The 21,262-nt window shown below is 69.9% G+C and carries 20 protein-coding genes and 1 pseudogene; 10 read left to right on the top strand and 11 right to left on the bottom strand.

Going from position 1 to position 21,262, the window contains the following annotated elements:
* The first annotated feature begins 14 nt into the window (after positions 1-14).
* The 5 genes from OG718_RS09680 (at position 15) to OG718_RS09660 (ending at position 4,827) form a co-directional block, all read left to right on the top strand.
* On the top strand, positions 15-1,241 hold the full coding sequence (locus OG718_RS09680) for a sensor histidine kinase (RefSeq protein WP_328843913.1): 1,227 nt from the start codon (positions 15-17) through the stop codon (positions 1,239-1,241).
* A complete protein-coding gene (locus tag OG718_RS09675) occupies positions 1,238-1,906 on the top strand; it encodes a response regulator (protein WP_143641164.1) in 669 nt (222 codons plus the stop codon). Before OG718_RS09680 ends, OG718_RS09675 begins: the two co-directional genes overlap by 4 nt.
* A gap of 76 nt (positions 1,907-1,982) precedes the next feature.
* Positions 1,983-2,924, top strand: coding sequence for an ABC transporter ATP-binding protein (locus tag OG718_RS09670; protein WP_328843912.1), 942 nt, complete (start codon positions 1,983-1,985; stop codon positions 2,922-2,924).
* Entirely contained in the window at positions 2,924-3,697 is a 774-nt protein-coding gene (locus OG718_RS09665) for an ABC transporter permease subunit (protein WP_328843911.1), read from the top strand. Before OG718_RS09670 ends, OG718_RS09665 begins: the two co-directional genes overlap by 1 nt.
* Positions 3,698-3,780: 83 nt before the next feature.
* On the top strand, positions 3,781-4,827 hold the full coding sequence (locus OG718_RS09660; RefSeq protein ID WP_143641167.1) for an alpha/beta hydrolase: 1,047 nt from the start codon (positions 3,781-3,783) through the stop codon (positions 4,825-4,827).
* A gap of 15 nt (positions 4,828-4,842) precedes the next feature.
* Here the strand turns inward: OG718_RS09660 and OG718_RS09655 are convergent, their stop codons facing one another.
* The 3 genes from OG718_RS09655 to OG718_RS09645 all read right to left on the bottom strand — a co-directional run bounded on the left by OG718_RS09655 (position 4,843) and on the right by OG718_RS09645 (position 6,537).
* Complete coding sequence (locus OG718_RS09655; RefSeq protein ID WP_143641168.1) at positions 4,843-5,127, bottom strand: twin-arginine translocase TatA/TatE family subunit; 285 nt, start codon at positions 5,125-5,127, stop codon at positions 4,843-4,845.
* Between the two features lie 86 nt (positions 5,128-5,213).
* Entirely contained in the window at positions 5,214-5,846 is a 633-nt protein-coding gene (locus tag OG718_RS09650; RefSeq protein ID WP_143641169.1) for a hypothetical protein, read from the bottom strand.
* Positions 5,847-5,961: 115 nt separating this feature from the next.
* The gene (locus tag OG718_RS09645) at positions 5,962-6,537 is read right to left on the bottom strand and encodes a TerD family protein (RefSeq protein WP_143641170.1); all 576 of its coding nucleotides are present in this window, start codon (positions 6,535-6,537) and stop codon (positions 5,962-5,964) included.
* Between the two features lie 216 nt (positions 6,538-6,753).
* Between OG718_RS09645 and OG718_RS09640 the strand changes: the two genes are divergently transcribed.
* Positions 6,754-7,143 (top strand): BlaI/MecI/CopY family transcriptional regulator, encoded by a 390-nt coding sequence (locus tag OG718_RS09640; RefSeq protein WP_186001339.1) that lies wholly within the window; start codon positions 6,754-6,756, stop codon positions 7,141-7,143.
* A gap of 6 nt (positions 7,144-7,149) precedes the next feature.
* Positions 7,150-8,082, top strand: coding sequence for a M56 family metallopeptidase (locus OG718_RS09635; RefSeq protein ID WP_328843910.1), 933 nt, complete (start codon positions 7,150-7,152; stop codon positions 8,080-8,082).
* Between the two features lie 89 nt (positions 8,083-8,171).
* Here OG718_RS09635 and OG718_RS09630 read toward each other — a convergent pair.
* From OG718_RS09630 to OG718_RS09605, 6 genes and pseudogenes are all read right to left on the bottom strand, one after another.
* A pseudogene (locus tag OG718_RS09630) lies at positions 8,172-8,249 on the bottom strand (Tellurite resistance TerB); the annotation flags it as partial.
* Positions 8,250-8,384: 135 nt separating this feature from the next.
* Positions 8,385-11,294 (bottom strand): ATP-binding protein, encoded by a 2,910-nt coding sequence (locus tag OG718_RS09625; RefSeq protein WP_328843909.1) that lies wholly within the window; start codon positions 11,292-11,294, stop codon positions 8,385-8,387.
* A 177-nt stretch (positions 11,295-11,471) separates the two neighbouring features.
* On the bottom strand, positions 11,472-12,497 hold the full coding sequence (locus tag OG718_RS09620; protein WP_306936040.1) for a (-)-alpha-amorphene synthase: 1,026 nt from the start codon (positions 12,495-12,497) through the stop codon (positions 11,472-11,474).
* On the bottom strand, positions 12,481-13,860 hold the full coding sequence (locus OG718_RS09615) for a cytochrome P450 (RefSeq protein ID WP_260695503.1): 1,380 nt from the start codon (positions 13,858-13,860) through the stop codon (positions 12,481-12,483). Before OG718_RS09615 ends, OG718_RS09620 begins: the two co-directional genes overlap by 17 nt.
* Positions 13,861-14,186: 326 nt before the next feature.
* Complete coding sequence (locus OG718_RS09610; protein WP_143641174.1) at positions 14,187-14,840, bottom strand: TetR/AcrR family transcriptional regulator; 654 nt, start codon at positions 14,838-14,840, stop codon at positions 14,187-14,189.
* Between the two features lie 26 nt (positions 14,841-14,866).
* Positions 14,867-16,924, bottom strand: a complete 2,058-nt coding sequence (locus OG718_RS09605; RefSeq protein WP_373466116.1) for a galactose-binding domain-containing protein — start codon at positions 16,922-16,924, stop codon at positions 14,867-14,869.
* 320 nt (positions 16,925-17,244) lie between these two features.
* On the opposite strand from OG718_RS09605, the gene OG718_RS09600 reads away from it, so the two are divergent.
* From OG718_RS09600 to OG718_RS09590, 3 genes are all read left to right on the top strand, one after another.
* The gene (locus OG718_RS09600) at positions 17,245-17,847 is read left to right on the top strand and encodes a LamG domain-containing protein (protein WP_143641176.1); all 603 of its coding nucleotides are present in this window, start codon (positions 17,245-17,247) and stop codon (positions 17,845-17,847) included.
* A gap of 10 nt (positions 17,848-17,857) precedes the next feature.
* Complete coding sequence (locus OG718_RS09595; RefSeq protein WP_328843908.1) at positions 17,858-18,658, top strand: fibronectin type III domain-containing protein; 801 nt, start codon at positions 17,858-17,860, stop codon at positions 18,656-18,658.
* A gap of 109 nt (positions 18,659-18,767) precedes the next feature.
* The gene (locus tag OG718_RS09590) at positions 18,768-19,451 is read left to right on the top strand and encodes an NUDIX domain-containing protein (protein WP_143641318.1); all 684 of its coding nucleotides are present in this window, start codon (positions 18,768-18,770) and stop codon (positions 19,449-19,451) included.
* Positions 19,452-19,545: 94 nt separating this feature from the next.
* Here the strand turns inward: OG718_RS09590 and OG718_RS09585 are convergent, their stop codons facing one another.
* Positions 19,546-20,313 (bottom strand): sulfite exporter TauE/SafE family protein, encoded by a 768-nt coding sequence (locus OG718_RS09585; RefSeq protein WP_143641178.1) that lies wholly within the window; start codon positions 20,311-20,313, stop codon positions 19,546-19,548.
* A 217-nt stretch (positions 20,314-20,530) separates the two neighbouring features.
* On the bottom strand, positions 20,531-21,151 hold the full coding sequence (locus tag OG718_RS09580) for an L-threonylcarbamoyladenylate synthase (protein ID WP_055611488.1): 621 nt from the start codon (positions 21,149-21,151) through the stop codon (positions 20,531-20,533).
* Positions 21,152-21,262 lie beyond the last annotated feature (111 nt).

The raw sequence follows: 21,262 nt of genomic DNA, 5'->3' as shown, positions 1-21,262 counted from the left end.
CATACGGTGATGACGTGACGACCTTCGACGGACTGGTGGAGCGGGCGCGATCACTTCCGCCGCTGACCACGGATCTGCTGGTGGTCGCCATGGTCGGGCTGTTCACGGCGCCCGACGCCGCGTCCAACGACCCCGACTACCAGCAGGCGGACGGGCTCACCTGGCTGCTGCTCGCGGTCTCCCTGCTCGCCCTCGTCTGGCGCCGGCGGTGGCCGGTCCCGGTCGCGATCGTCACGGGCGCCGCGTGCGCGGGCTGGGCACTGCACGGCCACATCGGGGAACTGCTCAACCTGCCCGTGATCGTCGCCCTGTACACCGTCGCGGTGCTGGGCGACCGGCGGCGCACCCTGTGGACCGGGCTCGTCGCGTCCCTCGTCTCGGGCGCGGTCGCGCTGCGGGTGGGTCGTGACGTGGCCAACCCGCAGGGGCTGCCGATGCTGGAGATGATCTGGCCCCTGGTGCCCCTGCTCCTCGGCGAAGTCATCCGTACGCGGCGGCAGTTGATGGACGAGTACGCGGCCCGGGCCGTCCGTGCGGAGGAGGAGCGGGAGCGGGAGGCGGCGCGCCGGGTGCACGAGGAGCGGCTGCGCATCGCCCGCGAACTGCACGACATCGTCGCGCACACGGTGACCGCGATGACGGTGCAGGCCGGAGTCGCCCTCGACGCACTCGACACCCGCCCGGAGGTCTCCCGGCAGGCGATGCGACAGGTACGCGACTCGGGCAAGGAGGCCGTGGGGGAACTGCGGGCCACCGTCACCGTGCTGCGCGACCACGACCGCGACTCCACGGCGCCCGCTCCGGGACTCGCCCAACTGCCCGAACTGGTCGGCCGGTTCAGCGACAGCGGCGTGGACTCGGTGCTGCGCCACGACGGCCCGGCGGACGGGCTCTCGCCGATGGTCGAGCTGGCGGCGTACCGGATCGTGCAGGAGGCGCTGACCAATGTGGTCAAGCACTCCGGCGCACGGCACGCGGCGGTCTCGGTCGCCCGGCACGACGACCGGCTGTGCGTGGAGATCGTGGACGACGGACCACCCTCGCAGATCGGGCCACCGTCGGAGGTCGAACCACCGTTCCGGCCGGCGACCGGAGGCTTCGGACTCGTGGGCATGCGGGAGCGGGCCGCCGCGGTCGGCGGCAGCGTCGAGTACGGTCCGGTGTCCGGCGGCGGCTTCCGGGTACGGGCCTCACTCCCGGTCGTACTCCCGGCCGAGGCACTCCGTGGAGGACGGCCATGACCGTGCGCGTGGTGCTCGCCGACGACCAGACCGTCGTACGGGCCGGCTTCCGGGCCCTGCTGGACCTGACCGACGACCTGGTGGTGGTCGCGGAGGCGGCCGACGGGACGCAGGCCGTCGAGGCGGTCCGGCTGACCCGGCCCGACGTGGTCCTGATGGACATCCGGATGCCCGGCGTCGACGGCATCGAGGCCACCCGCCGCATCGCAGCCGACCGCACCCTCGACGGAGTACGCGTCGTCATGCTCACCACCTACCAGGTCGACGCGTACGTCTTCGAGGCGCTGCGGCACGGCGCCGCGGGCTTTCTGCTGAAGGACATCGAGCCGGACGGGCTGCGCGCGGCGATCCGTAGGGTCGCGGCCGGACAGAGCCTCCTCGCTCCGGCGGTCACGCGGTCGGTCGTCGAGGAGTTCGCCCGGCTGAGGGCTCCGGAGGCGGCCGGCGCCGAGCGGCTGGCCGTGCTCACCGACCGCGAGCGAGAGGTGATGGCCCTTGTCGCGGCCGGACTGAGCAACGAGGAGATCGGCCGGCGGCTGATCATGAGCCCGTTGACCGCGAAGACCCACGTCAGCCGGGCGATGACCAAGCTGGGAGCGCGTGACCGGGCGCAGCTGGTGGTGCTGGCGTACGAGACGGGGCTGGTCCGGGCGGGGGAGCGGTGAGGGTACTTCCGCGGGAGTAGCGGCCGCCTCCCGGCGACGGATGTCCGGGGTGTCGCCGCTCCCTACCGTCGAAGGCATGATCGAGGCACGCGAACTCACCAAGAGGTACGGCGACAAGACCGCCGTCGACCAGCTGTCCTTCACGGTCCGGCCCGGCCGGGTGACCGGCTTCCTCGGCCCGAACGGCGCCGGAAAATCCACCACCATGCGACTGATCCTCGGCCTGGACGCGCCCACGTCCGGCGCGGTCACGGTCGGCGGGAAGCCCTACGCCGAACTCGCCGCGCCCCTGTGTGCCGTCGGCTCGCTGCTGGACGCGAAGGGCGCGCACGGCGGGCGTTCGGCGTACCGGCATCTGGCCGGGCTCGCGGCGAGCAACCGTATCCCGCGCCGCCGCGTCGACGAGGTGCTGGACCTGACCGGTCTGACCGAGGTCGCGGGACGCCGGTTCAGTGGCTTCTCGCTCGGCATGGGCCAACGGCTCGGTATCGCCGCCGCGTTGCTCGGTGATCCGGAGGTGCTGATCCTCGACGAGCCGGTGAACGGGCTGGACACCGAGGGCATCCGCTGGATCCGCGATCTGATGAAGTCCCTTGCCGCGCAGGGCCGTACGGTCTTCCTCTCCAGCCATCTGATGAGCGAGATGGAGCTGACCGCCGACCATCTGGTCGTCATCGGACGCGGTCGGCTCCTCGCCGACACCACGATGCGCGACTTCATCGAGACCAACTCCCGCGCCCATACGCTCGTCCGCTCCCCGGAACCCGAGAAGCTGCGGGGCCTGCTGGAGGAGAAGGGCGCCGACGTCCGTCTCGACCCGAGGGGCGGCTGGCGGGTGGACGGTCCGGACGCCGCGGCCATCGGTGACGTGGCCCGCGACCACGGTCTCGCGATCCATGAACTCACCCCTGCCCACTCCTCGTTGGAGGAGGTCTACACGGCCCTGTCCCAGGACTCGGCCGAGTACCGGACGAAGTACCGGACGAGCGAGGTCCGGATCCGGAAGGAGACTGTCTGATGGCGACCGCGACCCTCACCACCGCCCGGGCCGGCTTCCCACAGGCCCTCGCCCATGAATGGATCAAGTTCAACAGCGTGCGCTCCACGGTCTGGACGACACTCGCGACCGCCGTCGTGCCCGTGCTGGGTGCGGTGTTCGTGGCCGCGACCGAGAGCCTGCAGCCGGACGACACGGTGCTCGGCGGCAGCCTCACCGCTTCCGTCCCCGCCCAGATGCTGGCCGCGGTGGTCGGTGCCCTGCTGATCACGGGTGAGTACGGCAGCGGCACCGCCCGAACCACCTTCGCCGCCAACCCGCGCCGCGCCACCGTGCTCGCCGCGAAGGCCGCCCTGATCGCGGCCCTGATGTACGTCCTGGCCCTCATCTCCTGCACCCTCGCCTACCTGATCGGTGGCGCGATGCTCGACAACGACCGCTATGCCCAGGGCGAGCCACTGCCGGCCCTGTTCGGCATCGCCGCCTCTTTCGCCGTCGCAGGGCTCCTCGGCCTCGCGGTCGGCACCCTCGTACGCCACTCCGCGGGAGCCGTCACCACCGTCATCGGCGTACTGCTCCTGCCCTCCCTCCTCGGCCCGCTCTTCGGCGACGCCCAGCGCTGGATCGCGGGCGTCTCCCCGACGAGCGCCCTGGAGAAGCTGATCCAGACCTCGGACGCGACCGCGGAAACCGTCGGCAGCCTCGGCCCCTGGCCGTCCCTGCTGCTGGTGGCGGGCTACACGACGGCACTGCTCCTGCTCGCGACCGGGGTTCTGCGCGGCCGCGACGTCTGACGGCCCCACGACCGGCATCCGCCGACTCGCACCCAACAGCCCAGTACGACACGAGCCGAGTACGACTGAACGGAGGAGCGCCCATGCCATCGAGCGCCGCTCGCCCACGCACCCTGCTCGCCCTGGTGATCGTCGAACTCCTGCTGCTGGCGGCGGTGTCCGCCACGCGCGCCGAGGCGACCGCTTCCGCGCCGCACGGCGCCCGGATCATCGCCGAGGAGGAAGTCGGTGAGCGCCTGGTCGATCTCACGGTGGACTCGCCCGCGCTGGGCCGCACCGCGAAGGTCCGGCTCCTGACCCCGGACGGCTGGGAGGAGCGACGGCCCGGCGAGACCTGGCCGACGCTCTACCTGCTGGTCGGCGGCGACGGCAACTACAGGGCCTGGACCGAGGACTACGACGCCTGTCTCCAGCCACTGCCCGACCTGCGGGACGTACTGGTCGTGATGCCGGAGATGCCGCTGTTCGGCTTCTACAGCGACTGGTTCAACAGCGGCGAGGGCGGTCCGCCGGCGGTCGAGACCTTCCATCTCAGGGAAGTACGCCCCCTTCTGGAGCGCCGCTACGGAGCGGGCGTCCGGCGCGTGGCCGCGGGGGAGTCGCAGGGCGGATTCGGTGCCCTGTCCTACGCGGCACGCCACCCCGGGCTGTTCCGGGCGGTCGCGAGCTACAGCGGATTCGTGCATCCGCTGCGGCATCCGCACGCGGTCCGGGCCGGGATGACCTACCTCGGCCTGGACTGGACGGCGCTGTGGGGCGATCCGGTCGCCCAACGGGCCAACTGGCAGGCCCACGACCCCTATTACCTGGCCGACCGGCTGCGCACCACCCCGGTCCACCTCTCCGGCGGCGACGGCACGGCAGGTGTCCTCGACCCGCCCGGCACCCCACCGGACGTGGAGATCCCGGGTCTCGAGGACCCTGCCGACCCGTTCCCCGAGGACGCGATCTCCCCCACGGAGACCCTGATGCAGCGCCAGTCCCGGTCTCTGGCCACCCGCCTGGAGTCCTTCGGAACTCCGGTGACCACCCACTTCTACGCCGGGACGCACTCGCCCGCGTACTGGAAGCGTGAGCTGTACCGCTCACTCCCCATGCTGCTGCGTGCCCTGGGGATCCGTGATCGGTGACCGTGACGCGCGGCCTCAGTCCCGCGGACGGGACTGGCCGGAGTCCGGCTGTATGGGGTCGGGCGCTGCGGAGGGCCGGGCGGTGTCGGTGGGAGCGGTGCCGTGCTGAGGGCCGACGGTCTCGCCCGGGATGACGCGGGGAGCCGTCTGCCCGGCCGGCTCGTCCTGCGCCGCCGCGGCCTCGGCCTTGAGGATGCGGGCCGACTTGCCTGCCGAACGGGCAAGGTCGGGAAGCTTCTTGGCGGCGAGGACGAGGATGACGACGACGAGGATGATCGCGATTTCGCTCAGTCCGAACATTCGGGTCCTGCCTTCTTCTCTGCCCGGGCCGGTCGGGGCGCGAGCACAACGGGGAGGGGTGAAGCGGTGGCGGGCGGCGCGGGGAGTCAGTCGAAGCGAGTGGCGGCGAGTTGCCGGCGGAGGTAGGGCAGCGCGCCGCGCTCCAGCAGCGCCCGCTGCCACCTCGCACGGGCATGGTGCAGGTTACGGGCCGACGCCCCGGTCCGGTCGCCGTGTCCGGGGCGGGTGCGCAACGCGGTGCACAGCAGGGCGGTCAGCCCGGCGAGGGTGCTCGCGGCCGCGATGAGCGCGAACACCCAGCCGGCGGTGACCAGCGAACCGCCCGTCGGGCCCTGCGCGTCGGCGAGCCGAAGGCTGTACCCGAGCACGAGCAGGACCGCCGCCGCCGTGGCGGCGATCGGCGGAGTGAGCGCGGCGAGTGCGGGCAACAAGGCTCTGGGGCTGGCAGGCCGGGACTGCCCACCGTGCGCCACGGTCGTGCGGGACTGCCGGTTGTGCTCCACGGTCGTACGCGCGGCGAGGTACTCACGGTACTCGTCACCGGCCGCCGCCGTGATCTCGTCCACGGCCCGAAGCGCCTGTGCGCGCAGCCGTGTGGCGGTCGCGCTCGTGGGATCGGCGAGCAGCGCCGTACGGATGTCCGTCGTGCTCAGCGCCTGGCGCAGTACGTCCTCGAAGTCCGCTCGGTCCTCCGGGCGGAGGCGGGGCGGGCCGGGCAAGTGGTCTCCCTGGGTGGCTCGAACGATGGAGGTGCGGCCCCGCTTCAGGCGGGGTACGGGCCCGCCCCCGGTGAAGGGGACGGGCCCGTGGATACGGAGGGCGCGAGCCGCTGTCTCAGACTCCGACGCCGAAGTCGGAGGCGATTCCGGCCAGGCCGGACGCGTAACCCTGGCCCACGGCACGGAACTTCCACTCCGCGCCGTTGCGGTACAGCTCGCCGAAGACCATCGCGGTCTCGGTGGCGGCGTCCTCGGACAGGTCGTAGCGGGCGATCTCGGCGCCGCCGGCCTGATTGACGATCCGGATGAAGGCGCCACGGACCTGGCCGAAGCTCTGGCCGCGGTTCTCGGCGTCGTGGATGGACACCGGGAAGACGATCCGGGTGACGTCGGCGGGCACGCCGGCGAGGTTCACCTTGATGACCTCGTCGTCGCCCTCGCCCTCACCGGTGAGGTTGTCACCGGTGTGCTCGACCGACCCGTCAGGGCTGGTGAGGTTGTTGTAGAAGACGAACTGCGTGTCGGAGGCGACCTTTCCGGCCTCGTTCAGCAGCAGCGCGGAGGCGTCGAGGTCGTAGTCGGTGCCCGTCGTCGTCCGGACGTCCCAGCCCAGGCCGACCAGGACCGCGGTGAGGCCCGGAGCCTCCTTGCTGAGCGAGACATTGCCGCCTTTGGACAGGGAAACTCCCACGCTGCTCTCCTTCATGCTCGGTTGTGCGGTGCCGGGTCCGTCTGGTGGACCCGAAAATAAATCTACATCACTGTAGAAATATGGGAGGCGAGTCGGCCGCAATCGCTCGCGAGGCCGTCCCGAACGAAGGAGCGGTTCGCGGGCGAGTGAAGCGCGAGCGGATCTCTATACGATGGACCACCCGTGAAGTGCGCGGCAGCGGAAGGGAGACAGGGCGTGACGGATCACCGGCGACGTCCCCGGCGGCGGGGACAGGGTGAGCTGGAGATGCAGGTCCTGTCGGCCTTGCGGGAGGCGGAGGGGCCGGCGACGGCGGGCTGGGTCCAGGACCGCCTCGGCGGGGATCTCGCCTACACGACCGTGATCACGATCCTCACCCGGCTGCTGGCCAAGGGCGCGGTGACCCGGGAGCGCGCGGGACGGTCGTTCGCGTGGACACCCGCGTCGGACGAGGCGGGACTCGCCGCGCGGAAGATGCGCAAGGTGCTGGACGGCGAACCGGACCGGGAGGCGGTGCTGGCCAGCTTCGTCACCGCGCTCTCGCCGGACGACGAGCGGCTGCTGCGTGAACTGCTCGGACACCCCGAGACGGAGAGGGAAGACTGAAGCCTCATGGGGGTGTTCGTCTTTCTGCCCTTGGTCCTGCCCCTGACGGCCTGGCCGATCGCCCGGCTGGCCGAGCAGCGCCTGCATCCGCTCACCGCCACCCGGCTGCTGACCGGCGTGGCCGGTGTCATGGCCGTCTGCAGCACGGTGTGCCTGGCGCTGCTGATGGTCGTCGGCACCGCGCAACTGCCCGGAAACCCGCTCCCCGACGGATGGTCGGACCCCGAGGTGCGCGCGGCCGTCCCGTACGACGAGATCGCCGGACGAGCGGCCATCCCCGCTCTTCTGGCGGTGGCCGTGGTGTGCGTGGGAACGCTGTGGAGGCACGGCAGGGTGCGCCGCCGCGCCCACCGCGCGCTGGCCGGACTGCCCGGTACGGGGGTCGCGGTGCTGCCCGACGAGGCGCCCTACGCGTACGCCCTGCCCGGTGGAGACCGGGACCGGGTCGTGGTCACCACGGCCCTGCTGTCCTGCCTCCAACCCGCCGAACGGCGCGCCCTGTTCGCCCACGAGCGCGCACATCTGACGGCCCGCCATCACCGCTTCCTCCTGGTCGTACAACTCGCGGCCCGCGCCAACCCGTTCCTGCGACCCCTGCGTACGGCGGTCTCCTACACGGCGGAACGCTGGGCCGACGAGGAGGCGGCCCACGCCGTGGGCAGCCGCAGGGTCGTGGCGTGCGCGATCGGCAAGGCGGCGCTGGTGTCCCGGGGCACCTCACTCCCGACACTCGCCGGCTTCGCCCCACCGGGCCCGGTGCCCCGCCGGGTGGCGGCTCTCCTGGAACCCGCGCCCGCCGTACGCAACTGGCCCTCCCTGTTCACCACGGTGGGCATGGCGACATGGGCGGCGGCCGTCGGTACGGCACTCTCCGCGATGTCGTCGGCCAACTCCGCCGTGACGATGTTCCTCATCCTGCACGCCGCGACACCACTCTGAGCCCTTGGCCGGTCAGGCCCTCCGGGTGACGACAGGCCGGGCCGTCGCCCTTGGGAGTGCGGCGGCCCGGCCTGCGGAGGGCGTTCCGGTCAGAGGTCGAACTCGTCGGGCGGCAGCTCCAGGGTGAAGCACGCCTCGCGGACGACGGCCTGCTCGGCTTTGTCGAAGAACGACACCATCGACCCACCCGCGGGGCGGCGGCCGGTGTGGCCGTCCCGCGTGGGTGAGCCGCTGGGAGAAGAGGTCGGAGGCTTGGGACCGCGCGTCGGGACGGTCCCGACCCGGGGCTCCGGACCATCAGGTCACGGACGAGGGCGAGGGAAGGTCTCCAGGGCTCTGGCGAGGCCGGCGGCGTCGGTGCCGATCTTGCGGTAGACCGAGGAGAGCAGTCGCGTCACTCCCTGCTCGGTGAGGCTCAGCGCCTTCGCGACCACCGCCGCCGGGAGCCCCTGGGCCGTCATCTCGGCGGCCTTGCGTTCCGGAGCGGTGAGCGTGTCCGTCTGCCCGTAGCGAAGGGGCAGTGGCCGCAGTCCGGCTGCCGAGAGTTCTGCCCTGGCCCGGGTCGCCAGAGCCTCGGCACCGCAGTGGACGGCGCCTTCCTGACCTTGGTAGAGACGGTCCGCGGCTTCCTGCAGCCTGCCGTTCCGGGAGAGCGCGGCCCCGTGACCGACCAGCGCACGGGCCAACTCGTACGAGGCGGGCGACCGTTCCAGATGCTCGACCGCCTCCGTGTACAGGTCCAGCGCCGCGGGCCCGCCGGTCACCTCGGCCTCGGTGTGGAGCGCCTGGCCGATCGCGGATGCCGCACCGAAGTCACGGGCCCGCTTGACGGCGTCCTGGGCGAGACGGATCGCCCGGTCGGGAGCGGTGTGGACGACGGCGGACGCCAGATTCAGCTGCCAGGGGCACCACGTCGGGTTGCGCCAGGATCGTGACTCCAGCCATTCGCCGACCGCGGACAACAACTCCTCGGCTTCGGAGCGCCTGCCCTCGGCCAGGAGCAGTTCGGCGTACACCGTGCGGGGATCCGGGTAGATGACGGCGTTCGGGACGACCTCGCCGTAGTGGTAGAAGTCGGCGAGCTGCCGCGCTTCGTCGGTCCGCCCTCGGGCGAGGAGGACCTGAATGAGGATGCCGATGGCGAACCACTGGGCGGGCACCGCTCCTTCCACCCGGTCGGCGGTGCGCAGTCCCTCACGTACGAATTCCTCTGCCTCGGTGAGGCATCCGCGGCGGTAGCGGATGTAGCCGAAGAGGGTCTGGCCGACGGCAAGGTGGGAGCCGCGCCAGCCTTTGGTCTCGCACTCGGCCATCCCCTTGGTGAAGAGTTCCTCGGCCCGTCGTGGCTGGTCGCAGTACATGAAGACGAGGGCGACGGAAACGGGCAGCTCGAAGCCCCGGTTCTCAGAGGTCCAGCTCAGCCCGCCCCGCAGTGACTCCTCGGCACACTCAAGAACGGTTTGTCGCGGCTCGCCTCGCATCATGGCGTCCCAGGACCGCAGGCCCAGGATGTACCGCTCCTCCAGACCACGGCCGGTCAGCCGCTCGGCCAGCCGTGCCAGCCTGCGCGAGCGGGCGGACGAGTCGGGCTCGTCGGTACGGAACGCGCTCCATACGAAGTGGTCGGCCTGCATGCGCAGCCGGATGCGCGGATTGGTCGCCTGCCGCGCCTCGTCGGCGGCCACGGCCGCGGCCTCGGCCACCCGGTCGAGGTGGGCCAGCGCCTGGGTCAGCCGGTAGACGATGGAGGCGCGCAGATCGGGGTCGACGCCGGGCTCCGCCAGCGCCGCCCGGAGATGGCTGACGGTGGCCGCGGGTTCGATCAGGAAGGTCGAGCACGCGAGTTCGTGGAGGAGTTCCGCACGGTCCTCCGGAAGGGGCGGCTCCTGCAGAGCCCGGGTCAGGACGCGACGGGCGGCCTCCGGAGCCCCGGCGCTGAGGTACTCCCGGGCGGCCTCCCGCAGGCACGCGACCGCCTCGGGCCTGCCCTCGCACGGGACCTCCAGCAGATGCCGGGAAGCCGCGGTGGGCCCGAACCCCGCGGCGTGGACCGCCTCCGCCGCCGCATTGTGCAGGCCGACCCGCAGACTCGCGGAGATGTCCCGGTAGACCGCCGTGGCGATCAGAGGGTGTACGAACTCCAGGCCGCCCCTCTGGCCTGGGGCGTCCTTCAGGATCCGGGCGGTGCGCAACCTCTCGGTCGCCTCGGCGGCCTCTTCGCTGCCGACCACGGCGATGGTGGCGGCGAGGTCCGGCGAGATCGACGTACCGAGGACGGCCGCGGCCCACGCGAAGCGGACGGTGGTCGTACCGAGCCGGTGCAGCCGGTCGAGCAGCCCGGGTCCCTTGACCGCCGAGGCGAGGTCCCGCATCGCGGACAACTCGGCCTGTGTGCCCTTCATGCGGCGCTCGCCGAGTCGGATGGCGAGCTCGACGGTCTCGAACGGGCTTCCGCCGGTTGCCGTCCAGCATTCTTCGCAGAACTCGTCCTCGGCTCCCTCGCCCACCTCGTCCCTGACGATGCGTGCCACGCTCGCGGACGTGAGCGGTGAGAGGGAGTAGGGGCGGTTCCGGTGGCGTTCGACGAGTGTGCGGAAAGGCGCCGCCTCGTTCGGCAGTTCGTCGGGCCGGTAGGCCGCGATGATCAGCAGCGGGAGGTCTTCGGCCCGTGGGGCGAAGGAAGCGAGCCAGTTCAGGGACTCGACATCGGCCCAGTGCATGTCGTCCAGGAGCAGGATGACGGGCGCCTTCATCACCGTGAGGCGCGTCATGACCCAGTCGAGCCCGTCGCGCACTCCGGTCGGGTCCGGCACCCGGGCGGTGCCCGTCGCCTCCAGACCGAGCGCGGCGGCGACGATGTCGTACCAGCTCCCCAGGAAGGCCCGGCGCTCGGTCTCCTCCATCGCCGCCAGGACGGGTTGCACGAGTTGGCGCACCACGTGGAAGGCCAGCTCCTGCTCCTTCTCTCCGCCCTTGCCCGAGAACACCGTCAACCCGTGTGCCACGGCCCGGGCGCGTGCCTCCGTCATGAGCGCCGTCTTGCCCAGCCCGGCCGAGCCGGTGAAGGAGAGCAGTCCGGTGTGCCGCGGTCGCGGCACACCGTCCCCTGTTTCGCTGAGGTCGGCCAACGCGGCGTCGATCGCACGAAGTTCCCTATGGCGCTCCAGCAACAGATGGCTCTCGGGGTCCGGTTGCCGCAGCTCATGCGCCATATGCCCTACCGCTTCCTGTTCGTTGATCCTTCGGAAGGCAGCGACGAGCGTACGCCCTTGCGGACATCGGGTGGTCGTATTGAGCAATGAGTACACAGGGAAGGGCGAATCATGCGACGAAGCGGTTTGGACGCCTTCCCCTCAGGTAATGTTGTTTATTTGGCCCTTCCTGTGGGATCAGTTGTTGAGGGCGACAGCTCGTGGGACGTATGCCGCCGCCGCATCGGCGTAGCGTGGCACGGAGCGAGACCAGTAGTAACACCCGCGGATCCAGCCGGCCATGCCATCCATGTAGCCGATGCCGGCCGGGCTCAGTTCCGGCTCGGTCTCCCTGTAGAGCCGCTCGAACTCGCGGATCGTGCTGTTGATCCGTTGGACGGCGAGCATGACGGCCTCTGGCAGGGAGCAGTGGTTCGCACGCTGGTAGGCGAGGGCCAGATTGATCATTCCGCCCGCCCGTTGCTCCTTCACCGAGGAGAAGAGGTCGGCTGTCCACACTGCCGCATCGACCGACAGCCGCCTCAGGCGCCGCATCGTGGCGTGATGGAGGTCCTCGGGGGCGAGTTCGCAGGGTTGCGCGGCTTCGTACAGCGGATAGAACGGCTCGATGCCCGCCGTGAGTGAACGTATCGAGTTGCACAACCCCATCCGCACGGGAGGAGAGTGCGACTGGGCCACCGCCTCGTACAGCAACCCGTGCACGTACTCACGGCTGTTCCAAGCCCATCGCGCGGCTTGTGCGGGCGTGCACCGTTCCTGTACCTGGCGGTAGAGGTCGGTCAGCGCCGCCCCGAGGGGGGTGCTGGGCGGCTGGCCGTCGCGCAGGATCCCGACGCTCTCGCTGAGCATGGGCAGGAGGCGGCCCGGCCACCGTCGGCCGACCTCCTCCGCCAGGTCGTCGAAGACGAACTGGTAGGCGATTTGGTTGGCCACGATCTGAAGGACGTCGCGATCCACGGTCGGGCTGTTGTAGGAAGCGAGTTCCGCCGGCCGAGTTTTGGCGATCATGGCCGCCACCGCCGGGTCGTCGGTCAGCCCCCAGGTACGCAGCCATGTGTCGACGCCTGCCGCCGATTCGGATTCGTGGGGGTTGCTCAGGAAAGGGAACGGCATGTGGAGATTGGCGTCGATGAGGTCCTTCAAGTTGTCCGCCGGAATTTCTTCTCGCAGGGCGACCGTGATTTCCTCATGCGTCGTCGACACCGTTGTCACCTGCCGTTCGAGGGTCCTGTGTGCGGGATGTCACCGTGGTTCGGGGAACGAGAGAACGGGCGCGAGGCGGTGTGCCGGCCGGTACGGGTGAGCGTGGTTCACAGATCATCGGCAGCGACCTCGGACCCAATGTCACGGCGGGGCGCGGTTGTTCGACCGGTCCGGGCGGGTGGCGCAGCCGCCACCGACCGGAGATGGTCGCAACGGCAACCGTGGCCTCCGCCATTGCGAACGCGTCCCCGATGCACTTGCGGCTTCCTGTGGCGAAGGGGAGCATCGCGCGGTGCTGTACGGCAGTGATCTGCTCCGAGCCCGGCAACCAGCGCTCGGGCAGGAACAGTTCGGGGTCGGGGAACGAGGCGGGATCGTGGTGCAGGAGGTAGGGGCTGTACAGGACGGTGGCGCCCCGGGGGAGCCGGCACCCGGCGAGCTCCGTCTCCCTGGTCGTGACGCGGGTGAAGAGCCAGCCCGGTGGGGAGTGGCGCAGCGTCTCGGTGACGGCGGCTCGGGTGTGGACGAGCCTCGACAGGTCGTCGAGGTCGGGCCGTCGCCGCCCGGCGAGCACGGTGTCGACCTCGGAGTGCAGGCGGTGCTCGGGCTCCGGGTGCTGTGCCAGGAGGCTGAACGTGGAGGCGATGCAGAGCGCGGTGGTCTCCACGCCTGTGAGCAGGAGCGTGATGAGCTGGTCGTGGACTTCCTGTTCGGTGACCGCTGCGCCCTCGCCCCCGTCGCGCGCGGCCGTCAGCAGGGTCCCCAGAAGGTCGTCGCGGGGAGTGCCCCGCCGCCGCTCCGCGATGACGGAGTCGATGATCCCGTGCAGGCGGTCGACCGCACGCCGATAGCGACGGTTCGCCGGTGTGGGGACACGGAACGGGGCGTCGACCGGCACGACCGTGCGGACGAACAGGCCACGGACGATGGTGCCGAGAGCGTTCCGCATCTGGGCGGCCCTGGCGTCGTCGAGCGAGTCCGAGAGGAGGACGCGGCTGGTCACCCTTGTCGTCAGGGCCATCATCGCCGCGCTGACGTCGATCGTCCGCCCGGGCCGCCATGTGCGGCACACCGACTCGGCCTCCTCGCCCATCAGTTCCGTGTAGTCGGCGACACGGGAGGCGCGGAAGTCCGGCTGGAGCAACGTGCGCTGCCGTCGGTGAACCTCCTGGCGGCAGGTGACCACACCGTCACCCATCAGGGCCCGGAGCCTGTCGTACTGCGGACCTCCCTTGTCGAAGGTGCGCGCGTCCATGAGCACTTGGTGCACCAGCTCCGGGTGGCACACCATCCAGGCCCGCAGCGGGCCCAGGCGTATCTCGACCAGATCGCCCCGGGCAGGCAGGGAATTCAGAAAAGCCAACGGCCGACGGAACAAAGCGATACCGTGGCTGATGCTCGGGAATATGCCTGGCGCAGTGCCCACAGTCCATAGTCGATCCGGTTCGGGCATGGCTTCGCTCATCGAATACCACCTGCCTCAGTCGACTCACGTAAATCGGTGAACGTGCCACCGGCTCGGTGCTTGAGTCATGTCCTGCCCAGTTCAACTGCTGTCGGCTCGCCAGATCCACTTTCCGTGGGGGCGCACAGGAGCACAAAGAGGCGTTGGGTGAAACATTGTTGATGCATGCTGCATTTACTGCAATTGCCTTTCGTCACTCAAGTGGCCTTTTGTAAAGGGTCACATCAGGGGGACGAAAAAGAGGAACCGGCGGGCCCGGATCCTGTACGAGGCCGGATTTCGTCCGCGTCGCGAACGAGGCCCGCCACATGGTCGGTGATCGTGTCGAGGATGTCCGCCCAGGCCGCGTCGTCGCCCAGCACGAGGAAGTTCAGGGTCAGCCCGTCGGTCATGGCGGCCAGGTAGCGGGCCAGCACGGGGACCGGGACGCGCAGTTCGAAGTCCATGCCACGGGCGAGCTGTTCGATGAGCTCGGTGTAGGCGTCGCAGTACAGCTGGTACTGCCGCCGTGCCAGATGCTCGAACCCCGGCTGACGCAGGGCGTACTGCGTCAGCTCGTACGTGAGCATGTGCTCGCCGGGATGCGCGGACACATGGTCCCAGTAGGCCTGGAAGCCGGCCCGGACGGTCTCCCGAAGGGTGGCCTTCGGCCTGATCGCTTCCCTGACCACCGTGACGGAGTGCTCGGTGATCGTCGTGATGACGGACTCGATCAGGGCCTGCTTGGAGTCGAAGCAGTAGTGGAAGACGCTCAGGGACAGACCGGCCTCCGCGGCGATGGACCGGGTCGTCGTCCTGGAGACGCCGTCCCGGGTCATCGCGCGGATGGCCGCTTCGGTGAGCTGCCGACGCCGTTCGGCCGACGGCATCCGTGCCATGGGTGTTCCCTTCGTTCCGGTGGGCGTCAGCTGCTGTAGACGCCCACCTCTTGAAGGGAGTAGCCCCAGTCGGTGCCCCGGTCCAGCCCGTGGATCCGCACATAGCGGGCCGGCACGCCGTTGAACCGGGCCGTGTCCAGACCGCCGTCGCCTGCGGTGGTGGACCAGACGGACTGCCAGGTGGTGCCGTCCTTGGAAACCTCGACGCGGTACGACTTCCCGTAGGCGCGCTCCCATTCGAGGGTGACACGCTTGACCGTGCTCGTGGAGCCGAGGTCGATCCGGAGCCACTGGTCGTCGCTCCAGTCGCTCGCCCAACGGGTGTCCGTGTTCCCGTCCACGGCCCGGCCGGGGGCGTAGCTCGTGAACGGGTTGGACTCCGACGAACTGGCCGACGCGGACGAGCCCTTGGCGAGGTTCGCCCCCGCCTTGTGCCCCTCGGACGCGCCCCAGGTGTCGAGATACGACTCGGCGCCCCGGAAGAGGTCGTCCACGACGTCCTGGCCGCCGACTTGTCTGATGTCCTCGATCCAGTCCGGGACCAGCCCGTAGTGCGAGGCGCCGTCGGTGTTCAGGTCCCAGGTGCGCGAACCGGTCGTCTGCTTGTCGATGACCGAGCCGCCGTCGGTGCTGCGGAAGGGGTACGTCACGGGGTTCGAGGCGTCCGCGCCGCGCGGGGCCGGCCAGCCGCCGACGCCGTTCATGTCGGTTCCGTAGCCGTATCCGACGTCGTACTTCTCGCGCAGCGCCTTGGTGCGGTCCGCCTCCGCGCTGAACCCCTCGGATCCGTGCATGTACTGGGCGATGAAGCCGCCGAGACCGTAGACGCGCTCGGTCCAGTTGAGGTCCATCCAGCTGTGCGAGGAGAGCACGCCGGGGTAGGACTCCGACTCGAAGATGTCGAGGGCCCGGCCGGTGGCCTTGACGCTCATGTGGTCGACCTCGAGCATCATCTTGCGCTGCATCATGCCGCGTACGGCGTACTCGCCCAGCTCGGTCAGCCCGCGTTTGTTGCACTGGGCGTCGTCGTTGTACGACGGGACCTCGACCCCTGCCGGCAGCTCTTCCTCCGCGCTCGGTGCCGCCGCGCCCCCGATCGGGTTGTCGTGCTGCGGGCCCTTGCACTTCTCCGTCTGCCAGAAGGTGCCGGTCGACAGGAACTGGCCGACGTTGATCGCCGTACCGAGGCCGCCCTCGTCGAAACGGACCCCGCAGAGCGCGTTGTCGAACTTGTGGCAGAGGAACATGCTGCGTACGCCCAGGTCGTACAGCTCGTCCAGGCCGGCGTCGATGTCGCCCTTGTCGCACTGGGCGATGTCGAGGATCTGCTTGCAGCCGAACGGCTCGGACGTCTCGACGCCCAGGACGACGGCCAGCTTGCCCTGCTCGACGACGCTGCGGGCCTGCTCGCTGTCGGTGACGATCCGGAACCAGCCCTTGCCCGTGCCGCCGTACATCTTGTCGATGTAGGCCTGCATGTCGTACGTCAGCTTGGCCTGCAGACGGATGGAGGTCATCTCGTCGCAGCTGCGGTCCTTGAAGGGGTAGACCGAGCAGATCACGCCGTTGGTGACGAGGTCGTTGACGAGTACGCGCTGGCCGCCGCGCCAGGCCCGCTCCACCCAGGCGTAGTAGTTCTGCTGGTGGGTCAGCGAGTCGTAGGCCGGCCAGTCCTTGAACGTGGGCCAGCCGTCGGGGTCGTGCTTGCCGTCGCCGCCGTTGGTGATGAAGTCGAAGATCGCGAGCGAGCCGTCGGGATAGTGCTCGGGGCAGTCCTTGAGCGCGTCGGCCACTCCCGCCTCGGAGAACGGCTTGCCGCAGATGAGCCGGCCGCCGAAGGCCTCGTTGGCCATGATGTGGTTGTGCGCGTCGACGAACCCGCGTACCTCGCCCTGGGAGTTGGTCCCCTTGAAGGGCTCGCCGGTGACACCGATCTGCGAGTCCGGTGCCGGCCGCGCGACCGGGTTCCACCAGTCGGTCCCTGCCGCGGAACTGGGGGTGGGCCCGAGCGTCACGGCCATGACGAGCAGGAGCAACGACAGAACCGTGACGGGTCTGCGCCTGTGGTGCGGCTGTTGAGTCATGGTCATCACCCACGTCTTCGGTCGGCGGACAGCGCAGTCGATGAGCCAGCAAGCCGGGGTTCGACACCCCACGACTGGTTGTCATGACTCGTGCAAACGATGGGTCGAGAATCGCGACTGCGGTGAACGGAGTCAAGAGTCCGGGACGGATGACCTGATGGTTCGTCGGCCGTGACGGGTCCCAGGGATGAACAGCCGGTGCACGTGGGCCTCTTGACGGCCTGTTGGTCTAGTCCTACCTTCCAGTCAGTCGTTCAAAAAGGCAGTCATCGTTCATGTCCATGAATATCGACTGAGCCCCCCACGCCCAAGGAGCCGACATGCTCACGCGCTTTCGGGCGCTCACCGTGACCGGTGCGGTGTGCGCTTCAACGTTCCTGGCCCTGCCGAACGCCGTCGCCGAGGTGGAACCCGGCGGCTGGACCTCGGTCTCTCCGACCCACACCGTCCAGGAGCGAGGCTGCGGACAGGTCGACGGACTGACCTTCCGGCTCACCTGCTCGACGGCCAGTGGCGATCAGCGGGCCGAGCGGCGGTACGCCACCTACACCGGCGGCACCCGCCAGTTCGAGGGCCACTTCCGGATCAGCAGTCTCAGCGGCACCCGGATCAGCCTCAAGCAGACCTTCAACGAGTCCGCGGCAGGACCGTACTTCATGCTCGCCGTCGAACGCGGCGGGCGCCTGTACGCGGTCCACGGCGGCGACACGCTGTCGAACGCCGGCACGGTCGGCGCCACGGTCCGTGTCAACACCGTTCACCAGGTGGGCAGTTCGCACCGCACGTACATCAACGGCTCGCTCCAGCACACCTACGCGAGCCCCGGCGGCAGCTTCTACGACAAGTTCGGCGCCTACCGCACCAACAGCGGCAACGGGCCGGCCACCGTCGTGTGGAGCAACGTCCGCTTCTGGCGCAAGTAGCCGAGAACCCATGAGCGTCCCCGTACGCATCGCAGCGTCGACAGCGTTCGTCCTCGCTCTCGTCCTGGCGCTGTCGGCCTGCTCCGCCACCCGGACGACGGACGAGGGCGAGGCGGACAGTCGTCCCGCGACCGCCCGGCACCCTGTGGCGGGGAAGGCCGATGCCGCCTCGGGAGTCGTGCTTCGTGGCGAGCGCACCACACCCACCGACATCGATCTGCGCTGGCAGGGCGGCGGTTCGGGTGCCTCCGGCCACGTCCTCGAATTCGCGACGGAGGAGTCGGGACCGTACACCGTCCTGCGGTATCTGCCGCCTCGGGTGACGAGCTATCGGCACCCCGACCTGATCCCGAACACCACCTTCTTCTACCGGCTGCGCGCCTTTCGCGGTCCTGCTTCGGAGCCGGTGACCGTCACTCTACCGAAGGGGGAACTGACGGCGGCGGACGAGAACTCCAGCCACGACTGGCTGCCCGCTCGCAGGGATCCGGAGCGGACGGTCCCCGGCCGACCGCTCCGTTCCACAGGTGCGGGAGCCCCCACCGGGTTCAAGGCCACGGTCAAGCATGCGAACGGCATCCTCTTCACATGGACGGACCATGCCTCCGACGAGGCGGGGTTCCTGCTGGAGGCCCGTACGAGGACGGGCTCGGCCCACGAACCCGTCGTGGTCCTCGATCCCGACACCAATTCGACGGGCCTGATCACCCTGCCCACCGAGAAGGAGGCGTCCTACCGGGTCCGGGCCTTCACCTACGGCGAGCGGTCGAACGTGGTCCGGCTGACCACCGGCGAGTCCACCGGTCCCTGACCTGCCTGACACGGACCGGACCAGGATGGTAGAAGCAGGGCATGACCACTTGTTCCACCTGCATGTTCACCTCCGGCACCACCCGCACCTCCTCCCCGGCCGGCGCACGATGACCGCGGGCATCGACACCCCCGACAGCAGGGGCCGCACCGGACTCGACCGGGTCGGCCTGGACCTGACGGGAAACCACCGGGTCAAGGTGCGGGACGTGAAACTGCTGTCCTGCCACTGGTACGTGGAGCGCACCACGACCTTCGACTTCCAGCACGCCGACGGCACCTGGTCCACCCAGGAGCGCGAAACCCACGATCGCGGCAACGGCGCCACGATCCTGCTCTATGACGAAGACCGCGAAACCGTGCTGCTCACCCGGCAGTTCCGCTATCCCGTGTACGTCAACGGCCACCCGGACGGGATGCTCGTCGAGACACCTGGCGGGCTGCTGGACGAGGACGACGAACACCCCGAGGTCGCCGTACGACGAGAGGTCATCGAGGAGACCGGCCACACGGTCGGCGACGTCCAGCGGGTCTTCGACGTCTATATGAGCCCGGGGTCGGTCACCGAGCGCGTGACCTTCTACGCCGCCTCGTACGGACCGGCCACCCGCACCCACGAGGGCGGCGGCCTCGACGAGGAGGGCGAGGACATCGAGACCGTCGAACTGCCCTTCCGACAGGCCCTGGCCATGATCCGCTCCGGTGAGATCGCCGACGCGAAGACCATCATGCTGTTGCAGTGGGCGGCGCTGGAAGGGCCGTTCAGCGGGAAGGACGCGTCCGCCGCCGAGTAGTCCACCCGGGCCCGCATGGGAAGAAGAGGTCCTCCGCACCGGTGCGGAGGACCTCTTCCATACGAGCCCGGCGGAGCAGTGGTTCCACGCGGGTTCAGCGGAGCAGGAGTTGGACGATCGCGACGGTGCCCACCGTCACGATGAGGGCCCGTAGGACCGCGGGGCTGAAGCGGCGGCCGATCCTGGCTCCGAACTGGCCGCCCAGCGCGGAACCGCAGGCGATCAGTGCGACGGCCGTCCAGTCGAAGTCCGCGACGAAGAGGAAGAACGTCGCGGCGGCCGTGTTGACGACGGCGACCAGGACGTTCTTGACGGCGGTGAGTCGCTGCAGCGACTCGTCCAGGAGCGTCCCCATCACCGCCACGTAGATGATTCCCTGCGCGGCGGCGAAGTAGCCGCCGTAGACGCTGGCGAGGGTCATGCCGGTGAACAGCAGAGGACCACCCTCCTTGCGGGCCGGGACGCCGGTCCGTGCGCGGCGGCCGCGCAGGTACTTGCCGATCAGGGGCTGGAACGCGACCAGAACGAGGGCGAGCCCCACCATGACCGGCACGATCCGCTCGAACGCCGTCGCCGGGAGGGCCAGCAGGAGCGTGGCGCCCGTCAGGCCTCCCAGCAGGGAGCCGACGCCCAGTTTCAGGATGCGCCGGCGCTGGCCGCGCAGTTCCTCCCGGTAGCCGAAGGCTCCGCTGATGTTGCCGGGGATCAGCCCGAGCGCGTTGGAGACCGTGGCGGTGACGGGCGGCAGCCCGGTGGCGAGCAGCACCGGAAAGGTGATCAGCGTCCCCGAACCGACCGCGGTGTTGATACCGCCCGCGCCCACCCCGGCGGCGAACACGGCGAGACCTTCCAGCGGTGTCACGCGGCGCCCTGCCCGGCGTGATCGCCACCCGTGGTCGGCTCGACGGCAGGGAGAGTACGGCGGACGAGGCGCCGGGAGACGTTCATGGAGCCGACGCTAAGCGGCGGACACTTCGGCATCCGCCGAAGTGTCCCGGCTGCTCCCACCCGGCTCCCGGCCCGGCCGCGCGTCGACGTGCGGCGCGGCTCCACCGTGGGCCGCACCGCCGAGCGGCGTATCACTCGAACCGTGCCGTGTCGCCCGCTCCCTTGCGCACGATCTCGGCCTCGCCGCTGGAGAAGTCGATGACCGTGGTCGGCTCGGTACCGCAGTCCCCGGAGTCGATCACCGCGTCGACGACGTGGTCGAGCTGTTCCTTGATCTCCCAGCCCTGGGTCATCGGCTCCTCCTCGTCGGGCAGGAGCAGGGTGCTGGACAGGAGCGGTTCGCCGAGTTCGGCGAGCAGGGCCTGGGCGACCACGTGGTCGGGGATACGGACCCCGACCGTCTTCTTCTTCGGGTGGAGCAGCTTGCGCGGCACCTCCCTGGTCGCGGGCAGGATGAACGTGTAGCTGCCGGGCGTCGATGCCTTGATGGCGCGGAACACGTCGTTGTCGACCTGCACGAACTGCCCGAGCTGCGCGAAGTTCTGGCACACGAGGGTGAAGTGGTGCCGGTCGTCGAGCCGGCGGATCGACCGGATCCGGTCGATACCGTCACGGCTGCCCAGCTGACAGCCCAGTGCGAAGCAGGAGTCCGTGGGGTACACGACGAGCGCGCCCGCGCGGATGGAGTCGGCGACCTGGCTGATCGTCCGCTGCTGAGGATTTTCGGGATGAACGTCGAAGTACTTGGCCACGTGCCGAGCTTATGCTCTCGGCCCCTGCGGCCGACGCAGGCCCGGTGCGGAGGTCCGGTGCGGGTATCTGCGGGGCGCTGGTGAGCAGGGGCTCACCAGCGCCGTGAGCGG

This window comes from Streptomyces sp. NBC_00258, assembly GCF_036182465.1.
In the GTDB taxonomy this organism is placed as follows: Bacteria; Actinomycetota; Actinomycetes; order Streptomycetales; family Streptomycetaceae; genus Streptomyces.
This window is presented reverse-complemented; position numbering and strand designations above follow the sequence as displayed.